The sequence below is a fragment of the Peribacillus kribbensis DSM 17871 genome (genome assembly GCF_000430765.1).
Lineage (GTDB): Bacteria > Bacillota > Bacilli > Bacillales > DSM-1321 > Paraperibacillus > Paraperibacillus kribbensis.
Window position 1 is genome coordinate 165,174 of the sequence record NZ_KE387238.1, and the last position, 21,636, is coordinate 186,809.

General features: G+C 38.8%; 24 protein-coding genes, 2 pseudogenes and 1 riboswitch. Of the genes and pseudogenes, 10 read left to right on the plus strand and 16 right to left on the minus strand.

What is annotated here, in order from left to right:
* Positions 1–28: 28 nt before the first annotated feature.
* The 6 genes from H539_RS30185 to pruA form a co-directional block, all read right to left on the minus strand.
* The gene (locus H539_RS30185; RefSeq protein ID WP_026694108.1) at positions 29–916 is read right to left on the minus strand and encodes a LysM peptidoglycan-binding domain-containing protein; all 888 of its coding nucleotides are present in this window, start codon (positions 914–916) and stop codon (positions 29–31) included.
* Positions 917–1,503: 587 nt separating this feature from the next.
* A complete protein-coding gene (locus H539_RS0114420; RefSeq protein ID WP_026694109.1) occupies positions 1,504–2,946 on the minus strand; it encodes an amino acid permease in 1,443 nt (480 codons plus the stop codon).
* A 363-nt stretch (positions 2,947–3,309) separates the two neighbouring features.
* Positions 3,310–3,564 (minus strand): biotin/lipoyl attachment domain-containing protein, encoded by a 255-nt coding sequence (locus tag H539_RS0114430; RefSeq protein ID WP_035322681.1) that lies wholly within the window; start codon positions 3,562–3,564, stop codon positions 3,310–3,312.
* Between the two features lie 52 nt (positions 3,565–3,616).
* The gene (locus tag H539_RS0114435) at positions 3,617–4,882 is read right to left on the minus strand and encodes a Glu/Leu/Phe/Val family dehydrogenase (RefSeq protein ID WP_162144739.1); all 1,266 of its coding nucleotides are present in this window, start codon (positions 4,880–4,882) and stop codon (positions 3,617–3,619) included.
* Between the two features lie 61 nt (positions 4,883–4,943).
* On the minus strand, positions 4,944–6,143 hold the full coding sequence (locus tag H539_RS0114440; RefSeq protein ID WP_026694113.1) for an ornithine--oxo-acid transaminase: 1,200 nt from the start codon (positions 6,141–6,143) through the stop codon (positions 4,944–4,946).
* Between the two features lie 56 nt (positions 6,144–6,199).
* The gene (gene pruA, locus H539_RS0114445) at positions 6,200–7,744 is read right to left on the minus strand and encodes an L-glutamate gamma-semialdehyde dehydrogenase (protein WP_026694114.1); all 1,545 of its coding nucleotides are present in this window, start codon (positions 7,742–7,744) and stop codon (positions 6,200–6,202) included.
* 249 nt (positions 7,745–7,993) lie between these two features.
* Here pruA and H539_RS0114450 point away from each other — a divergent pair, with 249 nt between their 5' ends.
* Together H539_RS0114450 and H539_RS31560 are read left to right on the plus strand one after the other, a co-directional pair.
* A complete protein-coding gene (locus H539_RS0114450; RefSeq protein ID WP_026694115.1) occupies positions 7,994–9,373 on the plus strand; it encodes a sigma-54 interaction domain-containing protein in 1,380 nt (459 codons plus the stop codon).
* 108 nt (positions 9,374–9,481) lie between these two features.
* A complete protein-coding gene (locus tag H539_RS31560) occupies positions 9,482–9,613 on the plus strand; it encodes an FbpB family small basic protein (protein WP_155890063.1) in 132 nt (43 codons plus the stop codon).
* A 143-nt stretch (positions 9,614–9,756) separates the two neighbouring features.
* Here the strand turns inward: H539_RS31560 and H539_RS30850 are convergent.
* The 7 genes and pseudogenes from H539_RS30850 to H539_RS31565 form a co-directional block, all read right to left on the minus strand.
* Positions 9,757–9,938, minus strand: a pseudogene (locus H539_RS30850) (ammonium transporter); the annotation flags it as partial.
* 144 nt (positions 9,939–10,082) lie between these two features.
* Positions 10,083–11,090, minus strand: coding sequence for an ABC transporter substrate-binding protein (locus tag H539_RS0114465; RefSeq protein ID WP_026694116.1), 1,008 nt, complete (start codon positions 11,088–11,090; stop codon positions 10,083–10,085).
* On the minus strand, positions 11,087–11,875 hold the full coding sequence (locus tag H539_RS0114470; protein WP_026694117.1) for an ABC transporter permease: 789 nt from the start codon (positions 11,873–11,875) through the stop codon (positions 11,087–11,089). Before H539_RS0114470 ends, H539_RS0114465 begins: the two co-directional genes overlap by 4 nt.
* Positions 11,865–12,665 (minus strand): ABC transporter ATP-binding protein, encoded by an 801-nt coding sequence (locus tag H539_RS0114475; protein WP_245602197.1) that lies wholly within the window; start codon positions 12,663–12,665, stop codon positions 11,865–11,867. Before H539_RS0114475 ends, H539_RS0114470 begins: the two co-directional genes overlap by 11 nt.
* A complete protein-coding gene (gene tenA, locus H539_RS0114480; protein WP_026694119.1) occupies positions 12,619–13,290 on the minus strand; it encodes a thiaminase II in 672 nt (223 codons plus the stop codon). Before tenA ends, H539_RS0114475 begins: the two co-directional genes overlap by 47 nt.
* A gap of 3 nt (positions 13,291–13,293) precedes the next feature.
* Complete coding sequence (locus H539_RS0114485) at positions 13,294–14,586, minus strand: acetylornithine deacetylase (RefSeq protein ID WP_035322683.1); 1,293 nt, start codon at positions 14,584–14,586, stop codon at positions 13,294–13,296.
* A 96-nt stretch (positions 14,587–14,682) separates the two neighbouring features.
* A riboswitch (TPP riboswitch) is annotated at positions 14,683–14,783 on the minus strand.
* A gap of 201 nt (positions 14,784–14,984) precedes the next feature.
* A pseudogene (locus tag H539_RS31565) lies at positions 14,985–15,137 on the minus strand (GMP reductase); the annotation flags it as partial.
* Between the two features lie 437 nt (positions 15,138–15,574).
* Here H539_RS31565 and H539_RS0114500 point away from each other — a divergent pair.
* Both H539_RS0114500 and H539_RS0114505 read left to right on the plus strand, forming a co-directional pair.
* Entirely contained in the window at positions 15,575–15,799 is a 225-nt protein-coding gene (locus H539_RS0114500; protein ID WP_026694121.1) for a hypothetical protein, read from the plus strand.
* A 323-nt stretch (positions 15,800–16,122) separates the two neighbouring features.
* The gene (locus tag H539_RS0114505) at positions 16,123–16,308 is read left to right on the plus strand and encodes a hypothetical protein (protein ID WP_026694122.1); all 186 of its coding nucleotides are present in this window, start codon (positions 16,123–16,125) and stop codon (positions 16,306–16,308) included.
* 685 nt (positions 16,309–16,993) lie between these two features.
* Here the strand turns inward: H539_RS0114505 and H539_RS0114510 are convergent.
* Positions 16,994–17,194 carry a cold-shock protein gene (locus H539_RS0114510; protein ID WP_026694123.1) on the minus strand — a complete coding sequence of 67 codons (201 nt, stop codon included), beginning with the start codon at positions 17,192–17,194 and terminating at the stop codon, positions 16,994–16,996.
* A gap of 312 nt (positions 17,195–17,506) precedes the next feature.
* Between H539_RS0114510 and H539_RS0114515 the strand changes: the two genes are divergently transcribed.
* On the plus strand, positions 17,507–17,731 hold the full coding sequence (locus H539_RS0114515; protein ID WP_026694124.1) for a spore germination protein: 225 nt from the start codon (positions 17,507–17,509) through the stop codon (positions 17,729–17,731).
* Between the two features lie 117 nt (positions 17,732–17,848).
* On the opposite strand, the gene H539_RS0114520 is transcribed toward H539_RS0114515, so the two are convergent.
* The gene (locus H539_RS0114520) at positions 17,849–18,850 is read right to left on the minus strand and encodes a phosphotransferase family protein (protein WP_026694125.1); all 1,002 of its coding nucleotides are present in this window, start codon (positions 18,848–18,850) and stop codon (positions 17,849–17,851) included.
* A gap of 206 nt (positions 18,851–19,056) precedes the next feature.
* Positions 19,057–19,347 carry a DUF3219 family protein gene (locus tag H539_RS0114525; RefSeq protein WP_026694126.1) on the minus strand — a complete coding sequence of 97 codons (291 nt, stop codon included), beginning with the start codon at positions 19,345–19,347 and terminating at the stop codon, positions 19,057–19,059.
* A gap of 133 nt (positions 19,348–19,480) precedes the next feature.
* On the opposite strand from H539_RS0114525, the gene H539_RS0114530 reads away from it, so the two are divergent.
* From H539_RS0114530 to H539_RS31575, 5 genes are all read left to right on the plus strand, one after another.
* Positions 19,481–19,741, plus strand: a complete 261-nt coding sequence (locus tag H539_RS0114530; RefSeq protein WP_026694127.1) for a hypothetical protein — start codon at positions 19,481–19,483, stop codon at positions 19,739–19,741.
* A 112-nt stretch (positions 19,742–19,853) separates the two neighbouring features.
* Positions 19,854–20,048 (plus strand): hypothetical protein, encoded by a 195-nt coding sequence (locus H539_RS0114535; protein WP_026694128.1) that lies wholly within the window; start codon positions 19,854–19,856, stop codon positions 20,046–20,048.
* A gap of 190 nt (positions 20,049–20,238) precedes the next feature.
* Positions 20,239–20,382 (plus strand): hypothetical protein, encoded by a 144-nt coding sequence (locus tag H539_RS31570; RefSeq protein ID WP_155890065.1) that lies wholly within the window; start codon positions 20,239–20,241, stop codon positions 20,380–20,382.
* A gap of 240 nt (positions 20,383–20,622) precedes the next feature.
* Positions 20,623–20,826 (plus strand): aspartyl-phosphate phosphatase Spo0E family protein, encoded by a 204-nt coding sequence (locus H539_RS0114545; protein ID WP_026694129.1) that lies wholly within the window; start codon positions 20,623–20,625, stop codon positions 20,824–20,826.
* Positions 20,827–20,970: 144 nt separating this feature from the next.
* On the plus strand, positions 20,971–21,147 hold the full coding sequence (locus H539_RS31575; protein WP_155890067.1) for a hypothetical protein: 177 nt from the start codon (positions 20,971–20,973) through the stop codon (positions 21,145–21,147).
* Positions 21,148–21,636 lie beyond the last annotated feature (489 nt).

Below are 21,636 nucleotides of genomic sequence, written 5' to 3' on the forward strand. Positions count from 1 at the left end.
AAACAGCCCCTAAAGGCTGCTTTAAAATTCATTTAAGTCTAAGCGCTTGACCTACATAAATCCGATCACTTTTTAATTTATTAATCTTTTTCAAGTTAGATACAGTAGTTTTAGCTTTCTTACTGATGCTGTAAAGTGTATCACCTTTCTTTACTTTGTAAGTAGAAGAAAGATCTGTACCTGAAGTTGATCCTGTAAGTTTTAACTTCTGACCAACTCTTATACTATCACTCTTTAAATTATTCAGTTTCTTGATAGCTGAAACATTCGTATGATTATTCTTGGCAATCCGATATAGAGTGTCTCCCTTTTTAACTGTGTATACTTTGACTGTATTATTTACTGGCGGGTTTTGAACAGAAGGAACTTCGCTTTCTTTATCCTCATCCATAAGGAACCACATATCTTTTGTAAATAACACTTTATGTTTGCTCTTATAACTTAATGCAGCCTTTTTGAATAATGAATCTTGCTTAGAAGCATAAGCATTGAAATTATCTACAGCCTGTGCATATTCGTTTGCTGCTAAATCGCCATTTAAAAAGTCAATCGAATCTAATTCTAAGTTATACATCTCAACTAACGTATTGTAAATATATTCATCCATTTTTTGTAACTCAGAGTTTGACCCATTTACTGCATAATTATCATCTAATGCTTTTTCAAAGTAAGACAGGTACTGATCGTAAATTTTACTCTTTTGTGCATCGGTTGAAGCATTCTCAATCTTTTCTTTATAAGAAACTAAAGTACGCAAGACAGTGGCATAGTGAGAAGCAAATTTATTTAAATCATTTTGATAGTTTACTACTTGTGTCGCAGCAGAAACGTGAGGGACAGTAGTTGCAATACCACCTGAAAATAGAACAGAAGTAGCAAGTAATGAAGCAGTGATCTTTTTCGATAAAATCTTCATAGTTTTCCCCTTTTTGTTATAAATTGAATGGAACAACTACATGTTACCATGTCTCTACTGGAAATTAATATACATTTTTATAGATTTTATCAAATTCTACTTGTTTTAAAACTACCGCACTAGTTTCACACCCACTGAATTTATCACAACTTCATCTATCTCATAACTGATATTAGTACGATAATAAGGATATATTTTTATAGGTTAGTATTTATAAACCATCAACTCAATTAACTGGAAGTTCCGGTTATGAAATGTTCTATTATCATTTCCACCATTTTTTACAGGTGTGATATATAAATTAGACTACTCTGGAAACTGCTTGTTTATTAGTCTTGATACTAATTCTATATTTATAATCACTATATAACTCACACAACCTTTTCTAATTTTAATAGATATTTTCTTCCTCTATACTTTGGAATCCTTCTTGTACAATAAGGGATTCAACAAAAAGGCAGTTATTCCTCCTGGACCACCCCACCCGTTTCTGCTATGACTCTTTGGTTTAGTGATGAACTTCTTTTATCTAATGGCTGGTACAAAAACAATAAACGCTTGGACGGATCCAAGCGTTTTTGTTTGGTTTAAATGATCATTTTTTTATTTTCATTTAGATTTAATTCTTGTTCAACTAAGCCATCCATTTCACGGTTTTTCTTGATTTTAAAATGGTAGATTAAATAACAAATCCCGACAAAAGGAACTCCTAAATAAAGCGCCAGCCGCTGCTCAGAATCAAATGCTAAACTTACCAGTACAAGACAGTTTAGGGTTAAGCCAATAATCGGCAAAGCAGGAAAAAGAGGTGTCTTAAATTTTAAATCCTCCACTTTACCGCCTTCACGAATAAATTTCCTGCGGAAGGCTATTTGTGAAGCAGTAATGGAAATCCATCCAACTTGTGCACCAAGTCCGGCAACCGATAACAGCCAAACAAAAACCGTTTCCTCTGCAAAAAAACCGGATAATAAAGATAATAGTGCAATCCCCAGGGTTAAGACAAGCGCGTTAAACGGAACTCCTTGCTTGTTGACTTGCGCCAGCTTAGGACTTGCCATCTTCTCTTTTGACATCGCATATAACATCCGAGTAGCAGCGTATAAACCAGAGTTAGCTACAGAAAGCAACGCAGTTAAGATAACAAAGTTCATGATATCTGCTGCATACGGAATTCCGATGCTGTCAAACACAACAACAAATGGACTTTCAACTACTCCTGCTTGTTTCATTGGGATTAAGCTTGCTAAAACAAATATGGCCAAAACGAAGAAAAACAATGTACGCCAGACGGTTTGTTTAATCGATTTTGGAATGGTTTTCTCAGGTTCTTCGCTCTCCCCTGCTGCAATCCCAATTAATTCAGTACCTTGAAATGAAAAGTTTACGGTTATCATAGTAATCAAAAGAGCGGTAATTCCATGTGGCAGCAGACCATGGGCTGTGAAATTCGTTAAAAATGGTGCTGGCTGCTGACCCTTCATGTGGATTAATCCAAACATCGCTGCGCCCCCTAAGACTATGAACGCTAAGATTGCGAAAATTTTAATACTCGAAAACCAGAATTCCGTTTCGCCAAAAGCACGGGCAGATAGAGCATTCAGAGAGAATAAAACAATTGCAAAAATAGAGCACCATACCCAAACAGGTGAACCGGGAAACCATCTTTGCATGAGCTGACCGGCAGAAAGTAGTTCCAATGCAACGGTAACGGACCAGCCTAACCAATACAGCCAGCCTAGTGCAAAACCTGTACCTGGACCTATAAATTTTGTGGTATAGGTTTGAAAAGATCCCGAAACCGGCATTGCGACCGATAACTCCCCTAAGCAAAGCATGGTTAAAAACATGATAAAGCCGCCGACAATATAAGAAAGAATTGCACCCATTGGACCAGCCTGGCTAATCGTATATCCAGAACCCAGGAACAGCCCTGATCCAATAACTCCTCCTAAAGAAATCATGAATAAATGCCTGGACTTCATTGTTCTTTTTAATTCATGCGTTGTCTTGTTTTCTTTTACATTCATTCTATTTCCCCCTTTCCAATTGGCACTGCAAAATTAGTTCAAATCTACAGAGTATTACAACAAAATCCGTTTAACAGAGCCTTACCAAATAAGAATGCGCTTACAATACTCTCTATCCCAATTCCCTTTCGGAAACCAAACAGGAATATTTATCCAAAAAATCTGAGCCATATTATTATTCCTTCGCCTAAAACTTTTCCACATTCCAATTATTATATTGCAAGTTTTATGCCAAAATTGTAGACGCTTATTTGTAAACACTTTGTGAACTGCGTGCCAATTTTTTTGGCACTTTTTAAAAATAATTTTGCATCGAAACATGCAAAAGTCCCCTTTCCACCTTTTGGAAAGGGGACTACCTGCTCAATCACTGCCAGTTATAATCAAATCATCTTTTATCACTGCTAGGACAGTTTCAGTGTCGACCTTTTGTCCGTCCTTCACATTCAATGAGGTGACATGTCCGCTAATGCCGATCGAAATCTCTTCAATCTTGCCGCTATTTGCTTTGATTAAAAATAATCTCTCCCACTCATATACATGGTTGTCTTTTTTTGTTAAAACTTTTTTAACGATACCAGAAAATGGACTGTAAACAGTTTCTTCAATCCTTGGCAAGTTGTTCACTCCTCAATTTATGATTTCGTACCGGCATGACGAACTGATTATTCTAAACCCAGCCGCGGAAGCTGGAGGCTTCAGCTACCTTTTTAATCCCTACCATATAAGCTGCCAAACGCATATCTACTCGATGAGACATAGCAGTTTCATAAATAGTGTCAAAGGATTTCCTCATTACCTTTGAAAGCTTTTCTTCTACTTCTTCTTCAGACCAGTAATAGCCTTGATTATTTTGAACCCATTCAAAATATGAAACTGTAACTCCACCAGCACTTGCCAAAATATCTGGAACAAGTAAGACACCGCGTTCCGTTAAGATCGAAGTAGCCTCAAGCGTAGTTGGTCCATTGGCAGCTTCCACCACAATCGCTGCCTTAATATTTGCAGCATTTTGCGCTGTAATCTGATTGGATATAGCCGCAGGTACGAGAATGTCACAATCGATCTCCAATAGTTCTTGATTGGTGATAGTTTCGGTAAATAATTGCGAGAATGTCCCAAAGCTGTCTCTTCTATCAAGCAAGTAATCAATGTCAAGGCCCTTTGGATCGTAAATACCGCCATAGACGTCAGAAACAGCTATTACCTTTGCTCCTGCATCATGCATAAATTTAGCTAGATAACTTCCGGCATTCCCAAAGCCTTGAATGACCACACGGGCACCTTTTAAATCCTTGCCTTTTTTCTTTAAAGCTTCTTCAATACAGATCGTTACGCCAGCTGCTGTGGCTGTTTCACGGCCTTTTGAACCACCAAGGACTAAGGGTTTCCCGGTAATAAACCCTGGTGAGTCAAACTCGCGTAAACGGCTGTATTCATCCATCATCCATGCCATGATTTGCGAATTAGTATAGACGTCCGGAGCAGGAATATCTTTCGTAGGCCCAACAATTTGGCTGACCGCCCGAACATAACCACGGCTGAGTCTCTCTAGCTCTCCAAACGACATTTGCCTTGGATCGCATATAATTCCACCTTTACCACCGCCATAGGGAAGGTCGGTAATACCGCACTTTAGACTCATCCAAATCGACAATGCCTTAACCTCTTCCTCATCCACCTCTGGATGAAATCGGACGCCGCCCTTTGTTGGCCCTACAGCATCATTATGCTGTGAACGGTAGCCTGTAAAAACTTTAACCGTACCATCGTCCATTCTGACAGGAATTCGAACCGTCAAAAGACGAAGAGGATCCTTTAAAAGCTCATACATTTCGTTTGAATACCCTAATTTATTTAACGCTTTTCGGATCACTGTTTGTGTAGAATAAAATAAATTTAATGACTCTTGTACATTCTGCTGTTCCTTTGACATTTCAACAACCAATTGATTCGCAGGCATCTATGCCACCCCTTATTATGCTAGAGTTTGATCTTTATAATAAAACCGTTTGAATTTTTTCAATAGCCCAATCAATTTCCTCTTTTGTAATAATGAGCGGAGGGGCAAAGCGAATAACAGTATCATGGGTTTCTTTACACAGTAGCCCTGCTTCTTTTAATTGTTCGCAATAGGGTCTTGCTTCTTCGGTTAATTCCACTCCAATAAACAGGCCTTTTCCTCGAATCTCTTTAATGATTGGATTGTTAATCGTTTTTAATTGGTCAAGGAAGTACTTTCCTAAATCAAGCGAGCGTTCAGCCAGATGTTCTTCCTCAATAACATCTAAGGCAGCAAGTGAAACGGCGCAAGCAAGCGGGTTTCCCCCAAATGTTGAACCGTGAGAACCTGGATTAAATACACCCAAAACGTCAGAATTTGCAACAACGCATGAGATTGGGAATACTCCCCCTCCAAGTGCTTTACCTAAAATCAGCATATCTGGCTCAACATCTTCCCAGTCACAGGCAAACATTTTTCCCGTACGAGCCAAACCAACTTGAATTTCGTCAGCTATAAATAATACATTATTTTCTTTACATAATTCAGATGCTTGTTTTAAGAATCCATCAGGAGGCAATAGGATCCCAGCTTCCCCTTGAATCGGCTCCATTAAAAAGGCTGCTGTATTCGGTGTAATGGCTGCCGATAATGCCTCTAAATCACCATATGGAATTAATTTAATGCCAGGAAGCATTGGACCAAATCCACGTTTGTACTCTGGATCCGATGATAGCGACACAGCTCCCATAGTCCTGCCATGGAAATTCCCTGTGCAGGCAATGATCTCAGCCTGGTTTTCAGCAATGCCTTTTACATCATAACCCCAGCGGCGTGCTGCCTTGAGAGCTGTTTCGACCGCTTCAGCACCTGTATTCATTGGAAGTGCCATATCTTTATTTGTAAGTTTAGAAACTTTCTCATACCAAGGACCGAGCTGGTCATTATGAAAGGCACGAGAGGTCAGCGTTACTTTATCCGCTTGATCTTTCAGCGCCTGAATAATTTTCGGATGGCGGTGCCCCTGGTTAACAGCAGAGTAGGCACTCAGCATATCCATATAGCGATTGCCTTCTGGACTTTCCACCCACACACCTTCTGCTTTTGAAATAACGATTGGCAGTGGATGATAGTTTTTTGCACCAAATTTATTTGTTTGTTCAATAATTTCCGTCGTTTTCGTAAGGACCGTCATGTTCGTTTCCCCCTTTATTTTTTGGGAGCAGCATTTTGCCCCCGCCCCTTGTAATCTTAAAGCATTTCTGATGTAGTTTTCGCCTGCATATGAAGCAATAAATAATCCGGTCCCCCTGCTTTTGAATCGGTTCCAGACATATTGAATCCACCAAATGGCTGATAGCCTACAATAGCACCCGTACACGTACGATTAAAATAAAGATTTCCTACATGGAATTCTTGTCTTGCCTTTTCAATATGCTGTCGGTTATTTGAAATAAGTGCCCCTGTTAAACCATAATCGGTGTTGTTCGCAATTTTCATCATATGGTCAAAGTCGCGCGCCTTACAGAAAGTTACCACTGGCCCAAAAATTTCTTCCTTCATAAGGCGGGCATCCTCATCCAAGTCAGCGAATATGGTTGGTTGAATAAAATAACCCTTAGAGCCATCACCTTCGCCGCCAGTCATTAATCTGCCTTCTTCTTTCCCTATTTCAATATAGCTCATGATTTTGCTGAATGATTTTTCGTCAATAACTGGTCCCATATAAGTGTCTTGTAATTCTGGATTACCAAGGGAAAGCGTTTTCGTTAGCTCAACCGCCTTTTCGAGAACTACTTCATACACGTCTTGATGAACAACAGCGCGGGATCCAGCTGAACATTTTTGACCAGAGTATCCAAATGCTGAGTAGACAATTGAGGCAGCTGCAAGATCCAAATCTGCTTCATTATCGACCACAACGGTGTCTTTTCCACCCATCTCGGCAATCACCCGTTTTAACCAAATTTGTCCTGGATTTACTTTTGCAGCACGTTCGTAAATACGGCATCCTACTTCGCGCGAACCTGTAAACGATACAAATCGGGTTTTCGGATGATCTACTAAATAATCACCAATTTGAGCACCGCTGCCAGGTACAAAGTTTAGAACTCCTTTTGGCAATCCAGCTTCATGCATCAGCTCTACAAATTTTGCAGCCACGATTGGTGTGGAATTAGCCGGTTTTAATAGAACCGTGTTTCCAGTTACGATTGCTGCAACCGTAGTTCCAGCCATAATGGCAAGCGGGAAGTTAAATGGTGAAATAATGATTCCCACTCCAAGCGGAATGTAGTTAAATTGATTATATTCTCCTGCCCTGCTTTTTACAGGTACACCCTCTTTCATGCTTAACATTTGTCTAGCATAATACTCGATAAAATCAATTGCTTCAGCAGTATCTGCGTCTGCTTCCTTCCATGGCTTCCCTGCCTCCTTTACAAGATAGCTGGAGAATTCATGTTTACGCCTGCGCAGCATTGCAGCTGCACGCAAAAGGATATTGGCACGATGTTCTGGGCTCCATCTTTTCCAATCTTCAAATGCTGCTAAGGCGGCTTGCATTGCTTGTTCAGCAAGTTCTTGATTTGCCATTGAAACACTGCCAACAACCTCTTCTTTATTGGCTGGATTGATTGATTGGATTATTTCTTCTGTTGTGATGGATTCGCCGTCAATAATAACTGGATAGTGTTTTCCGAGTTCGCTATCAACAAAGGCAAGTGCTTCTTTAAATGCTTTTATATTTTTTTCTTCCGTAAAATTAGTGAATGGTTCATGTGAGTATGGATACATGTTTTTTCCCCCTTTTGTTTGTACGTAAAAATATAATGCAAGTTTCGTGCCAACTTTAGTTTTTGCAGTTTAAAAGCTTTTTTGCAGGATTACGTGCCAATTATTTTTGCGCAAAAATTACTTTTTTAACAAAATAGCAAAATTTTTTTGCCATCAAAACATTATTTTGATTTAATAGATGCATAGAGGAAAAACAAGGGGTATGACACAATGGAAAAAACGAGGAAAGACTTAGTCTATTTAAATGGGATGTATAAGAGGATCTTGGACGAAATCAATGTAGGAGTCCATGCAGTCGATGAGACAGGTAAAACCATTATTTATAATAAAAAAATGATGCAAATGGAATCGATGGATTTTCAGGATGTCATGGATAAAAATTTGCTGGACGTGTTTATGTTTAAAGACGACCAATCTAGTACTCTAGTAAAAGCGCTCCAGGAAGGAAAAGAAACTAGTAACGTAAAACAAACCTATTTTAATAATAAGAGCAGAGAAATTACTACCATTAACAACACGATTCCGATCTATTCTGATCATGAACTACAGGGTGCCGTGGAAATTGCTAATGATGTGACTAAGCTGGAAAAAATAATCAAGGGCAACATGAAAAAAGGAACTACGAAGTATACCTTTGATCATATTATTGGGACCAGCACAGCAATAAAGGAAGTAATCGAAACGGCTAAACGTGCGACGAGAACCTCGTCCTATGTTTTGATTGTTGGTGACACCGGTACAGGGAAAGAGCTTTTTGCACAAAGCATTCATAACGGGAGCGATCGGTTATCAGGGCCTTTTATTTCGCAAAATTGTGCGGCCTTGCCAGATAATTTAATCGAGAGTCTTTTGTTCGGCACAAAACGTGGAGCGTTCACAGGGGCTACGGATACCCCAGGATTATTTGAACAAGCGAACGGCGGTACATTGCTGCTTGATGAAATTAACTCCTTGAATTTAAGTCTTCAAGCAAAATTGTTGCGAGTCCTTCAGGAAAAAACAATAAGAAGGCTTGGGGATACAAAGGACATGCCCATCGATGTCAGAGTGATTGCCAATATGAATGAAGATCCAATTGACGCTGTTGCTAATAATCGGATGCGTAAAGACTTGTATTATCGACTTGGAGTAGTAACCATCTTTGTGCCGCCCTTAAAAGATCGTAAGGAAGATATTCCATTATTATTAGAAGAATTTATTGAAAAATACAATGAACGGTTTCAAATGCAGGTAAAAGGATTATCAGAGGAGGTCAAACATTCTTTCTTTGAGTATGATTGGCATGGAAATGTACGAGAACTAGAGCATATAATAGAAGCAGCCATGAACATCCTGATGGACGGCGAAGATTTCATCATGTACCGCCATTTACCCTACCAGTATCGCAATAAAATGCAGATGAAAGAACGAATGATGCCCCTATCAACCGTTGAAACTTTTATGAAGGAAACGGGAGACGTTACGGTACCATTAAAAGAACAACTGGAATTGTTTGAAAAATCCTATATTGAGCATGTCCTCAAGAAAAATGACTTTAATATTTCTAAAACAGCGAAATTACTAGGATTAAGTCGTCAAAGCTTACAGTATCGATTAAAGAAGTTAAACTTTGAGGTAAATCCTTTATAGCAATAAGGAAAATATAGAACGTACATTGGGCATTTATATAGTCCACTTTCGACAAATTACGACATATATCTTTTATAATAACAACTCTATCAGAATAGAGAGGATATAATGAAAAAAAAGATTAGCAGAACACTGCATAAAATGATTGAAAAAAATAAACGGGAGATTTTATTAAATCAAATTACTATGAACGATATAGAGAAAAAGATAGATAGTAAAATTATTGCTAATGGTAAATAACATCCCTCAAATTAAAAAGGGGCATCCCGACTGGAGATGCACCTTTTGGTAAATAGATATTATTTTAAAGTCAGACCCAATTCCTTGCCAGCTTTCAATATATATTGACGGTTAGTATCAATCATTTTTACTGCTTGTGACTTAACTGCTCCAACTGGATCATCCACTTTTAAACTGTCAACTAATAATGTTGGATAAATCACGATTAGACCGCTTATTGCCCCCTATCACAATTGGCACTCCATTGTGGTACATAGGCACAGCCTGCAGTGATAGCGACCAAGCCAGCTAGTACTCCATTTATCATCATACTTGGATTAACTTTCCAAAAACGCCTTTTATTGGAGCGACAAAGCAGTAGGAGAAGAAGGTAGGAGAAGAATTATTTTTCAATTCTGGCTAATCGAAAATATTATCTTTTAGGCAAAAAAGATACCACCCAAATTATTGGATGGTAACCTGGTGCCTATTAGAGATTTACAAATGCATCTTTACTATTAACTTTCGTTTTCACTACTTTGTTGTCCTTCAGCCACTCCGCAACATTCTTCCATGTTTGCGGATCTTGATAACCAAATGCTTTTTCTTTTGCATCCATTAAAGGAAGTAGAATTTGCAAGCTCTTTGTTTCAACATCCTTATCCAGCGGAGACGATTTATCTGCGTTCTTCAATAAAATAGATAAACCCTTTTCTGGATTTTCCTGAACATATTTTTGTCCCTTTGTGATAGCAGCCATAAACTTTTTAAACACTTCTGGTTTTTCTTTAAGTCCTTTTTGGCTTCCAACCAAAACTAATTCATAATAATCTGGAACGCCATATTCCTTTGGGTTTAATGCAAGCATGGGGTGGCCCTCTTTTTCAAGCAATAATTTCTCATGATTGATGTAACCGCCGATAAGCGCATTTGTTTTTTTCGTTGCCATCGCCGGAATCAAATCCCATCCAACGTCGACCATTTTAATCTTCCGTGGATTACCGCCCTCAGACTTAACCATCGTTTGAACAATGGCCTCATCCAATGGAATCGAAGGATATCCAATTGTTTTACCTTCTAAATCCTTTGGTGATTTAATCGGACCATTAGCAGGAACCATTAATTGATTTAATGGATGACGAACAAGAGCAGCGAATGATTTAACAGGAATATTTTCTCCTCGTGCTACAAGGACCTCCGGTTGATAGCTGATAGCCATGTCAACTTGGTTGGCAGCAACCAATTTTAGAGGATCGTTTGTATCAGCAGGCATCTTTAAATCCACATCCAGGCCTTGATCATTAAAATATCCCTTTTCCTTTGCTACATAAAGCAAGGAGTGAACCGCATTCGGATACCAGTCTAACATTAAGGTAACCTTTTGAACCTTTTCCTTTGAAGTCTTCTTCGTCCCTGCCTGGTTATCCTTGCTGCCCGCACTGCAGGCACTTAATAATAGTAATAACAAACTAATTAGTACTAAAAAACTTTTTTTCATTTCCTTTTACTTCCCTTCTGGTTTTTAACGGATTTCAATAATAGCTTTTCTGCCAATCCAATTAGCAAAAAAAGCACTATACCCAGTAATGACAGCAAAAATATGGCGGCAAACAAGGCATCGGCCTGCAAATTGCCAGACATCCTTCTGCTAAAGTAACCCAATCCTTCACTCGCACCCAGCCATTCTCCAATCGTGGCCCCGACAACACAATAAACAACGGACATTTTCAATCCAGAAAAAAGGACAGGCAGCGCCAGCGGTACCTGGACTTTCTTGAAAATTTGCCAGCGATTGCCCCCCATTGTTAACAATAATTCCCGGTACTCTTCTCCCCCGGTTTTAAGCCCATCATATGTACTAACTACGATTGGGAAGAATGCTGTTAGTATGGTAACGGCAATTTTACTCCAAATAGAGTAGCCGAACCACATGATAAAAATAGGAGAAATCGCAATTAGCGGCACTGTTTGTGAAATAACGAGAAATGGATATAGTACTTTTTCTAACGCTCTTGAAAAATGCATGCCAACCCCAATTATCACACCACCGATTAAGGACAGGATAAAACCAAGCAATACCTCTTTTAGAGTGGCAGGTAAATGCTGTTCCAGCAAAAGCTGCCGGTTTTCCATCAATGATTGCCATATGGAAGTGGGAGCAGGCAAAATAAAGGATGGAATAAATCCTTGTTTAACGACCCATTCCCATACACTTATAAGGAGAACAACAACCAATAGAAACAGGCCATAGTTCTCTGCCCAAGTCTTGAATCTATTTTTCATTGTGAATCAGCATCTCCAATTCTTTTCTCATAGCAATGAACTCGGTTTGATAAATAAGTTCAGAACGTCTCGGCCGCGGTATCTCCACCTTTAATTCTTTTATAGCTCCTTTATCTAGCAGAAGAAAAATTCGATCGCTTAACAGAATCGCTTCTTCCAAATCATGAGTTATGAACAATACTGTTTTTTGCAGATCTTCCCAAAGTTCTAACAACCAACTGTGCATATTATGCTTCGTCATTGAATCGAGGGCGCCAAACGGCTCGTCTAATAATAAAAGTTCTCTTCCAGTCATAATTGTTCTTAAAAAGGCGACCCGTTGCTTCATTCCACCGGAAAGTTCATGGGGATAGGCTTTTTCAAAACCAGCTAAGCCAAATCTGTTCAACCCTTCACTAATTTCACTCGTTTTCTCTTGCTTTTTTTCCTTGCTAATCTCAATTGGCAGCATAACGTTGTCAGCCACAGTTCTCCAAGGTAAAAGCAGATCCTTTTGGGGCATATACCCGACTTTTCCTAATCGCTTTCCAGATTTTTGGCCATTAATCCAGATTTGTCCCTGGTCAGGCTCCAATAAACCGGCAATCAGTTTAAATAAAGTGCTTTTTCCTGAGCCGCTTGCACCAATAACTGAAACAAACTCCCCCGGCAGGACATTCATTGAGATGTTTTGAAATATGGACTTTCCAATCTCTTCACCTGAAAAAGCATAGGAAAGATTTTTTATTGATAATATTGATGTACTAGACAGGCCACTCGCCTCCCCGGTAGACCATATCCCAGAACATATATTCAAACCTGGATGTCGTCAGGAAATGACCTTCGAGGACTTCTAGTTCCCGATCTGGTTTCCCATCAGTCAATTGGTCTAACAAATCAATCAGCCAGGTGGCCAAGGAACCAAATTCATCTGATGAATACATTTTGATCCATTCACCATATAAAGGATGCTCTTTTGATCCTGGATACATTTCAGCAAGCATCTTTCCTATTTCCCAATAGCTCCACATACAAGGCAGCAGTGCAGAGATTAATTCTTCAAGAGAACCATTCTGAGCCACATTTAGCATATAACGTGTATAGGCTAAATTCACGGGAAGTGGCTTCGTTTCCTCAAGCTGTTGGTTGGTAATACCAAATCGTTCAGCATATTGGCGGTGCAAATCCATTTCACCATGCAATGTCTCATGAAGCAGCTTTGCAAAAGCGGCCATCGTCTCGATATCTTTTGCCTTGACCGCACCTAGTGCAAAAAGCTTGGAATAATCGATTAAAAAGACATAGTCCTGTTTCATGTACCGAATAAACGATTTAACAGGCAATTCCCCTGTCCCCATCCCCACCACAAAGGGATGCTGGTGAGTCTTTTGCCAGATTTCATTTACTTTTTCAAAAAGAATGTCCGTAAATTTCATGTGTTACTCCTCCTTTCTGGTATTGCACCATTCTGCAATAAATGTGGCTAATACTTTCGTAAAATCTAGCAATTGACGTACTTCCACCTTTTCATTGACAGAATGTGCATCTTCTAATTTTCCCGGTCCGAAAATGACAGTCGGAATCCCGGCCCTTCCCAGCCATCCAGCATCAGTAACTGTAGGCGACATTCCTATTGTTGGCTTTTGTATTAATAACTCTTCATACGAATCGGCTAAAAGAAGTGTTCCAGGGTGCTCTGAATCAATTTCCAAGGAAGGAAAAATCTCTCCACGATCCTCAATCATAGATTTTCCTCCCCATTTGAATTCTGGCGGATTTTCTCTTAACCATGGATCCGCAGCGGACACTGCATAAATATGCTGTTCAATTTCCTTGATAACTTCTTCATAATCTTCATTCGGATAAAAATGTACCGTAATCCAAAGTGAGCAACGATCAGCAACAAATGCGGCATGCCTGCCACCTTCAATCACAGCAGGATTGATTGTATTGACACCAGGTTCAAAGCCCTCATAACTCTTCGTAATCGCCCAGTGGCGTTCCAGGTCTTGAAGGCCAGCGATGATTTTCATCATTTTCTCAATCGCACTAGCCCCCTTCACGCCTCCACCTGCATGAATCATTTTCCTGCGCAAACCGTCGTGATTGGTTTCTTTACTTTGAATCGTTATCCAACCGGTAATGACCCCGCCTTGGCCTTGGATATGTAAATCACTTGTATCGACTACTACTGCATAGTCAGCAGTATACCCCTTTTCTGTACAATCGAGTGTTCCCGCTTCACCCACTTCTTCCCCGATCACTGACTGAAATTGCAAGTCACCTTGAAGAGTAATATCGAGTTCTTTTAATAGTTTAATAGCAAACAGCGATGCTGCAATGCCACCTTTCATGTCGGCAACGCCACGTCCATAAATATATTGATCTTTAAAATAGGTATTAAAGGGAGATTTATTCCATTCTTTATCATCTCCTACTTCTGCCACATCCACATGACCATTTATGATTAAACTATTATATTGCTCAGAAGCATTTCCTTTTAAGATCCCAACTACATTAGAATCTCCTGGGTAAACATCCCACTTTTCCGTTTTAAAGCCCAGGTCTTTTAAGTAGTCTTGAATAAATTCTTGTACTTCATTTGTATTCCGACCAGGAGGACTTACTGTTGGGAAAGTAATTAATTCGGTTAGAAGCTCCATTAATTCTTCTTGTCTAGATTCCACTTCTTGTGCAATTTTTTGAGATAAATTTCCGGATATAGCCTTCATTTTTTCCGCTCCTTAATAATATACAAAATAAAAAACCACCCACTTCTAGAGAAATGAATGGTTTGAAGGATAATGTCATAATAAATGAAGCTGACATAAAGATTCGCTCCACTTCCCTCCGCTGGTATCATCCAGATCAGGTTCAAAGGGTCTAGAACAATGTTCTATCTCAGCCAAAGGCCCCCCTAGTGTAATTCGATCAAAATATTAAGTTGGAATATAGTAAAACTATAGCACACGATTAAAAAATGTAAAGTAATCAGAAAATTGTTTTTAAATTACAATTCTTTTCTATCCAGCACCGGACAGCTGCTCCGCAGTTCATTTACTCTATGGAGCGAGTAGATAGATTGTGTTCAATAAGCATTAACTATTTTTAACCACAATTAAAATAGGTTTTAGACCTTTTTAATTACTTTATCACCATTAAAGATTGAATTCTTTACAATAACATAATCTACAGTACGGATTGCTGACAGCTTATTTCCCCCCGCATAGGAAATGTAGGATAGATGATCCTCCTTCATTTCATTCAGGGTATCCTTTAAAGAAATGAAATTAACCTATAAATTAGCTCTTCAGGACCAAGGCTTCGGGTGACCTTTCTGCACAATTTAGCAGTCTTATTTACTTTGAGACATTTATGATTTAAAGAACATACTAAAAAAGACAGTCCTTAAATAAGGACTGTCTTTTTAATACTTATTGCAGCCTAAAGCGATTTATTTCATTCCGGATTACTTTGTTTATAATAGTTCAGGGATATCTGTATCTTCAGCTTTATTATTTTTAAGTTAATAAAAGGCTGTTTTCGCAAACTTTGTGGTTTTGGAACGATGAGGTTGATTTCCGCTCCAATCAACCAATTAAATAATGGAGTCGTCGTCATTCACACAAAAGGTCTGTATAACTTTTTTAAATGAATTAGATTAATCGACCACTATTAAGGTTAAATAATTCATAGGTCATTCTAAAAGGAGAGAAATCTATGACAGTAACTACAGAATCCATACAAAAATTAGCGGAAGAAGTGGTAAAGGAAGCAATGCCGGAAGGCTTTGAACGTTCAGATTCATCGGCTTTTTACGGTTATGTGAATTTATTAAAGGAGAATTTGGTTAATGATCATGATATCGAGGTTTTAGGTGCCGATGATCATACTAAGAAGCTCCTAAAGCAGGATTTCGATAGAATTTTGGAGTCGAAAAAATAAGCTTTAAGAAGGACCGCCCAGTTTTTATTGCGGGCGGTCTTTATTCGTCCTTACACGGAACACTCTTTTCTGTACTTCATATCTAGTACTCCTATAGTACAAACTTATCCAATTCCAAAAACTGCTTCTCTCCATCATGCACCTCATTCAAATGTAGTAAATTCGCATTCTCCTGTCATATTATGAGATAATAAAAGAGTGGTCCTTACAAAGTCAATCCTCAGCAATGCTCACTTCCATTAAAGTTTGTCATAGAATTTACATAGCCTATTGCAAGATGTTCTGGTCAATTTGAACCTACTAAGAAGGAATAAGGAGTTTATATGAAAAAATACAGAATATATTATTCCATTTATAAGCACGGTACTGATGACATAAACAACAGCATAATCGTTAACTCTGTTGAAGATGATTATGAAATTTTGAAGCTTGGAAGGAAACAAATCACCAAAAAAGAAAGCGTTTTGAGCCAGAATGTATCTATTACAAAAATTTCCCCTCTGATTTAAGAAGGACTTTTTTTCATTTCTCTTATTAAAAAACATTTGTACAAACGGATTGAAGCTTTGCAAGAGAAAAATTCAGCAATTCCCCACATACAGTCCAAAGTTGTGTTATACTGTACTAAACCTTTAAGCTTTAAATTATTTTTATATTACCTGTACCATGTCCCTGCTCGAACGCCGAGCAGGGTTTTTTAATGTATTTTTATAAAGCTGTTTTCGCAAACTTTGTTGTTTTGGAACAAGGTGGTTGATTTCCTCTCCAGGATGCTCGCTTTCCGCGGGGCGGGCGGTAAGCCTCCTCAGCTGCGCCTGCGGGGTCTCACCTATCCCGCTAATCCCGCTTAGAAAAGCGGAAAGCGGTGCCTGCTAAATATGACAATATTAAGAGCTCAATGTTCATCTATATAAAAATAAGCAGTGAACCTCTTGGCAGGCAGAGACCCGACAAGCATAAGACGAGCCGGCTGTGGGGAGTGTTTTTCTTCCCATAGACGGATTGGCTTATGACTCGAGGGGCTCAGCTTGGAGCTGGATCAGGAGTCTCGCACCTTCCGCTCCAATCAACCTGATTTAACAATGAGATCGACTCTCAAAACTCTTTAAAAAACAATAAAAGAGACTTTTATAAAGAGAAAAATAAAAAACAGACTCTATTACAGAGTCTGTTTGGGATATTAGTATTTACTAATTAAGCTTTTTGAACGTTAGCTGCTTGAGGTCCGCGTGCACCTTGCTCAACGTCAAAAGTTACTTTTTGACCTTCGTCTAAAGATTTGAAACCTTCAGATTGGATAGCTGAGAAATGTACGAATACGTCTTCTCCGCCTTCGCGCTCGATAAATCCAAATCCTTTTTCTGCATTAAACCATTTTACTGTACCTTGTTCCATTTGTGTTGCCTCCTAGTGCATTCTGCACAATGTAATACTATCCTTGCCCAAAGTGATTCTCAAGACGAAAAGTCGATACTCCTGCGATCCTTAAATCCGAACAAAAATAATTCTTCTAAATCATAACAGGAAACCACATGGAATGCAAATGGGAATATAAATTTCCACTGTGCTTTGATCAATGAAGCTCTCGGAATGCCAGTCCTACCCAAACAAGGAGCACTCTTCATCAGGTACCAGCATACTATACAGTATTATTTTTCTCTTTGTAAAAGCAACAAACTATTTCAAACCATAGAAAGGGTGTCTTATATGCCTTCTTTTGGATATGGACCAGTCCAGATTACCCATAACTCTGCAGGAGGAATCATTCAATTCGGTGATTCAGTAGTGATTTCGCCCAAGGAAGCGAATAAAACCACAAACGGATCAGGGTCAGGAAATACAGCTCTTATGGTTGTGAATAATAATCTGTTAAACGGCAATTCTGTCATCGATCCTAATATTGTGGATCAGCCGATGATTGGAAATAACTAGAACGGTGCCTAAAAATAGCCGTTCCCCTATTTGATGGCAAGTAGGATCTATCTTGTCTATAAAAGTAGTCCCAAAAAAGGGCTGCTTTTTTCAGTATCTAAAACGCTCCCAGCCAGCTTAATACCAGCCAGGCACGTGCCGGTACATATCCCACTGCTCCATGGTGCGAAGCAGAAGCCTCTTAATATCACGGATCCTTACTTCCCCGCACTCTTTCTTATTCAGTAATCCGCACAAAGCAATTAGGTCTATTAGTTTGGCTTTTTGCAGCCAATTGTCTGGTAAACAACCTCCATTAACTTGATAACTTTGCATAAATGAAGAAAGAAACTCCGGATACTCTATATCTTCATATCTCAACATGTTCCCAATGTCCATTAATGCCGTCCCGCTTAACGCATATTCCCAATCCAATACACCCGTTATGTGCACCTCGCCTTTTTGTTCTTCAGCCAAAAGATTTAATGGGTTGAAGTCTCCATGTACTAAAGAGGTTTGCTGCCCCAAATCATCCATCATACCTGCATGGGCAGAAGAAAAACGATAAACTTTTTCTGCTAGATCGGTTCCAAGATGCTTCCGTGCAAATCCACTTACAACGCTATCTTCGATGTATAATAAAAAATTCTCTGCATCTAATTCTAAAGGTTCCTGAATCGTTAACTCTTCATTAAAAAAGCCAGAAGCCGAAAAGGTAACACGATGGATTTTGGCTAATACTTCCCCTGCTTTTTCTGCCGCATTTGAAACGGCTTTCTTTTCTCCTCTCTTTATGATCTCAGACAACTGAACTCCTTGTATCCAGCTCAAGATCATAAACGGATACTTATATCCTGTGCAGGAGGAATCGTGATAAAGCGGCAAAGGAACAGGAATCCCATCGAGCAGCTTTAAAATTCCTCTTTCAACTTCCATCCTTTGTTTATGGCCGGGATAAATCCTTAATACATACTCTTCATTTGTTTTCGTGACAATTTTAATATTAGAGTTATTCAATCCACCGCTTAATAATTGAACCTGCTGAACTTCAGATTCCTTTAGAAAAGGACGTACCATCTGATGGACAGTATCTAATTCCGGAATAATCAATTCCCGCGAGCGTTCCCAGCCTGATTTCATTTTACCCCTCCTGATATTTCACAATGAAACTCTTATCTTTCTGCTCCCCAATATGTAACTCCTATTACATAAAAGATATCATATGAATTTTCATAAAAAAACAAGCCCTCCTCCTATGGAAGAGAGCTTGAAACTAAGGGGGTATTCATCATGATAGGTATACTTTACCCCCCTTTCCTTATTTTTTCCTTAATAGATGCACGTTTTTATTTCTGTATGAGTTCAAGGTGGAAATCTCCTACCGCTCCCTCTTCATAAAGATTGGTGAAGGAGGTCCAGTAATTGCAAATGGATCCCTGGAAAGCAAGGGTTCTTTCAGGCACTTCGATCTCAAATTCATTTTGATATAAAAGTGTCGTGATGTCATGATATTCTTCATGTGATACCTGAAAATCAAAGATAAGCTTCTTCAGGGAGTTCTCACCCTTCTGAATGGTTTCTTCCTTATAATTGCTGACAGACAGTGGATATTTATTTATAATAACTTGAGTTTCCATGTACATTCCCCTTTACCAAAAGTCATATGAAATACTGAAATACATATACTAAATAGTATACGAAAAAAGAAATAATATAAACGAACCTGCCTGGAATCAGTCTGTTATACTTTTTTATTAAAGGAAGATCGATATGCAGATTAATTTAGAAGTAACCATTTTCGCCCACTCCACTACTTTTATGAAGAGGGGAGCTTTCCCTGTCCAGCCAAGGGCATATAAAGAAAATCCCGATCTCGCTGCTGCGGAAACCGCCTATAATTGGATTCAATCCATTAAAATGCAGACCGGCTATGCTCCAGACACGAGGATTGTGAAGGTCATTTATAATGAAAGCCATGATATTACTGAGCTCGTCCGAACATATAAAGAAACCGGCAGCCTGCCCTTTTGATTAACAACCGTCTAACTGGGTAAATAACTAGTAACTTTCTTTCTTAATTTTAAATACCTTCTCCCTGGTTTTCTTTGCAGGAGGCAAAGAGAACCTGGCGGGAGGTGTTCAAATGAGAAAGGTCTATGGAGTGCATAATTTAATCGTATACCTTGCATCAGTGGGCTTTCCGCTCACTGAAGAGGAGGTCCACAATCTGATTCTAAATAAAAAGATTCCTCATCTTCGGCCACATAGCAGCATGATTGTCTTTAATTTAGATCACATCGATTGGTGGATTGAGCAAATGCGGTTAAACCATAGATAAGGGCCCTGCTCCGGCAGGGCTTTTTTGATAGAGAATTTCCCTTATACCAGGTTTATTTGAACTTTACATCAAGCTTGTTAACTCTTACATATTTTCCGAAAAAATTTTTTATAAAATGTTTGAAAAGACTGTTTTAAGGAAATATACAAAACAGTACCAAATACCTAGGTCTAAGTACGGGGGAGTAGAGATGGATATGTACAAAGTAATCTATCAAGGCAAGGAATATTGGCTATTATATACCTATACGTCCGGGTATTGTGAAATCAAGGAAAGCGATGGATTGGAGCAGGTTAAGCTGGTTGCTTTATCCGATTTGCGCTTTGCAGGATAAACATGGTTCAAGTGAATCGCTGCAGCAGAAATCGATCTCTAACTTTAATGAGGTTGGAATGGAATGTTTACATAACCCATTTAATGCACCCTGGCATCTTTCTATATCTGCCCAGGTGTTTTTTGAATTTTGAAAACATTTACATTTAAGTAAAAAACAGTTTAAATTTTTAAAGTACTGCCGATATTAAACTAGAAAATGATGGATATCTCTAGCGATTTTATGTAAAAGGGCGGTAATATGAAATACGAATATATGTATGAAACGACCAATGAACTTTCCAACCAGATTTATGAACTGCGGACTGCATTGATTAACACAGGCTTAAAGGAAGGACTTCTGAGCACCAACACCCTCGAAATCAGCCGCCAGCTGGATACGTGCCTGAACAAATATCAGATATTAACCAATCCAAGTTCTTATAAAAGGAAACGATCAAAATAAATTCATGCACAGATATAAGGAAGGAAGAATAAAGGTGATTTTATTCCTCCTTCCCTTTTTTTATGAACAGCATCATCTATTCAAACACGTAGTCCTATGGTAAATTAATGGTATTCACAATATTCAAAAAAAGGAGGTGTTTCAGTGGCCCTGATTGCCATCTTCATTGTAATAGCTCTTATCCTCTCGATTGTGCTCATAAGTGTCCTGCTAGGAAAGTCAATCGAATTTTTTCAAGAAGTCCTAAATAAAACATATTTAGCCAACTTAGAAAGAAAAAAGAAGTATAGACTGCTGCTGGCGCTCACGATCATTCTATAATCGTTACTGGTTGTATTTCAATGCATCCTATTTAAGACACCATTTTTTTCTGGAACCATTATTTTTGTAACTTCGGGCTTTCTACTCACAATCGTCTACTATCTGGTTAGATCTTAGAATCCTCCAAAATGGATAAAGCTCAAATGAGGTACCGCAGCTTCCACCTTTGCCTCTCTAAGAAAAAATTACTCCATAGACATTTTCACACTCTTTATATACACGGCTTGCTGGGCTTATCAAAATCCCTATACAGAATAGTGCCAGAAACTTGCCGGCGGTTTACAACAAACTCGACCAAATTATAGTCGCTCAAAGTCATTAGGACTTATGGATATTATTCAAGGCGATGCACTGGATGCAGAAGGCCGGAATATCAATTACCCAATGTACTTTCCCAATGACAGACCTGAAGAATACAAAATGAAAATTACTCTTGCTTTTTATCTTCCTTATTCTTTTTTGCAATAAAAACTGGGAACGTTCATGCGG

Excerpts from the sequence above, each read along its gene's own strand:
- H539_RS0114515 (WP_026694124.1), top strand. The coding sequence starts at position 17,507 with ATGCCTTCTTTTGGATATGGACCAGTCCAGATTACCCATAACTCTGCA.
- H539_RS0114530 (WP_026694127.1), top strand. The coding sequence starts at position 19,481 with ATGCAGATTAATTTAGAAGTAACCATTTTCGCCCACTCCACTACTTTT.
- H539_RS30185 (WP_026694108.1), bottom strand. The coding sequence starts at position 916 with ATGAAGATTTTATCGAAAAAGATCACTGCTTCATTACTTGCTACTTCT.
- H539_RS0114525 (WP_026694126.1), bottom strand. The coding sequence starts at position 19,347 with ATGGAAACTCAAGTTATTATAAATAAATATCCACTGTCTGTCAGCAAT.
- H539_RS0114535 (WP_026694128.1), top strand. The coding sequence starts at position 19,854 with ATGAGAAAGGTCTATGGAGTGCATAATTTAATCGTATACCTTGCATCA.
- H539_RS0114465 (WP_026694116.1), bottom strand. The coding sequence starts at position 11,090 with ATGAAAAAAAGTTTTTTAGTACTAATTAGTTTGTTATTACTATTATTA.
- H539_RS0114510 (WP_026694123.1), bottom strand. The coding sequence starts at position 17,194 with ATGGAACAAGGTACAGTAAAATGGTTTAATGCAGAAAAAGGATTTGGA.
- H539_RS0114545 (WP_026694129.1), top strand. The coding sequence starts at position 20,623 with ATGAAATACGAATATATGTATGAAACGACCAATGAACTTTCCAACCAG.
- H539_RS0114435 (WP_162144739.1), bottom strand. The coding sequence starts at position 4,882 with ATGTCAAAGGAACAGCAGAATGTACAAGAGTCATTAAATTTATTTTAT.
- H539_RS0114420 (WP_026694109.1), bottom strand. The coding sequence starts at position 2,946 with ATGAATGTAAAAGAAAACAAGACAACGCATGAATTAAAAAGAACAATG.
- H539_RS0114520 (WP_026694125.1), bottom strand. The coding sequence starts at position 18,850 with ATGAAATCAGGCTGGGAACGCTCGCGGGAATTGATTATTCCGGAATTA.
- H539_RS31570 (WP_155890065.1), top strand. The coding sequence starts at position 20,239 with ATGGATATGTACAAAGTAATCTATCAAGGCAAGGAATATTGGCTATTA.
- pruA (WP_026694114.1), bottom strand. The coding sequence starts at position 7,744 with ATGTATCCATACTCACATGAACCATTCACTAATTTTACGGAAGAAAAA.
- tenA (WP_026694119.1), bottom strand. The coding sequence starts at position 13,290 with ATGAAATTTACGGACATTCTTTTTGAAAAAGTAAATGAAATCTGGCAA.
- H539_RS0114470 (WP_026694117.1), bottom strand. The coding sequence starts at position 11,875 with ATGAAAAATAGATTCAAGACTTGGGCAGAGAACTATGGCCTGTTTCTA.
- H539_RS31560 (WP_155890063.1), top strand. The coding sequence starts at position 9,482 with ATGAAAAAAAAGATTAGCAGAACACTGCATAAAATGATTGAAAAAAAT.
- H539_RS0114505 (WP_026694122.1), top strand. The coding sequence starts at position 16,123 with ATGAAAAAATACAGAATATATTATTCCATTTATAAGCACGGTACTGAT.
- H539_RS0114500 (WP_026694121.1), top strand. The coding sequence starts at position 15,575 with ATGACAGTAACTACAGAATCCATACAAAAATTAGCGGAAGAAGTGGTA.
- H539_RS0114485 (WP_035322683.1), bottom strand. The coding sequence starts at position 14,586 with ATGAAGGCTATATCCGGAAATTTATCTCAAAAAATTGCACAAGAAGTG.
- H539_RS0114440 (WP_026694113.1), bottom strand. The coding sequence starts at position 6,143 with ATGACGGTCCTTACGAAAACGACGGAAATTATTGAACAAACAAATAAA.
- H539_RS0114450 (WP_026694115.1), top strand. The coding sequence starts at position 7,994 with ATGTATAAGAGGATCTTGGACGAAATCAATGTAGGAGTCCATGCAGTC.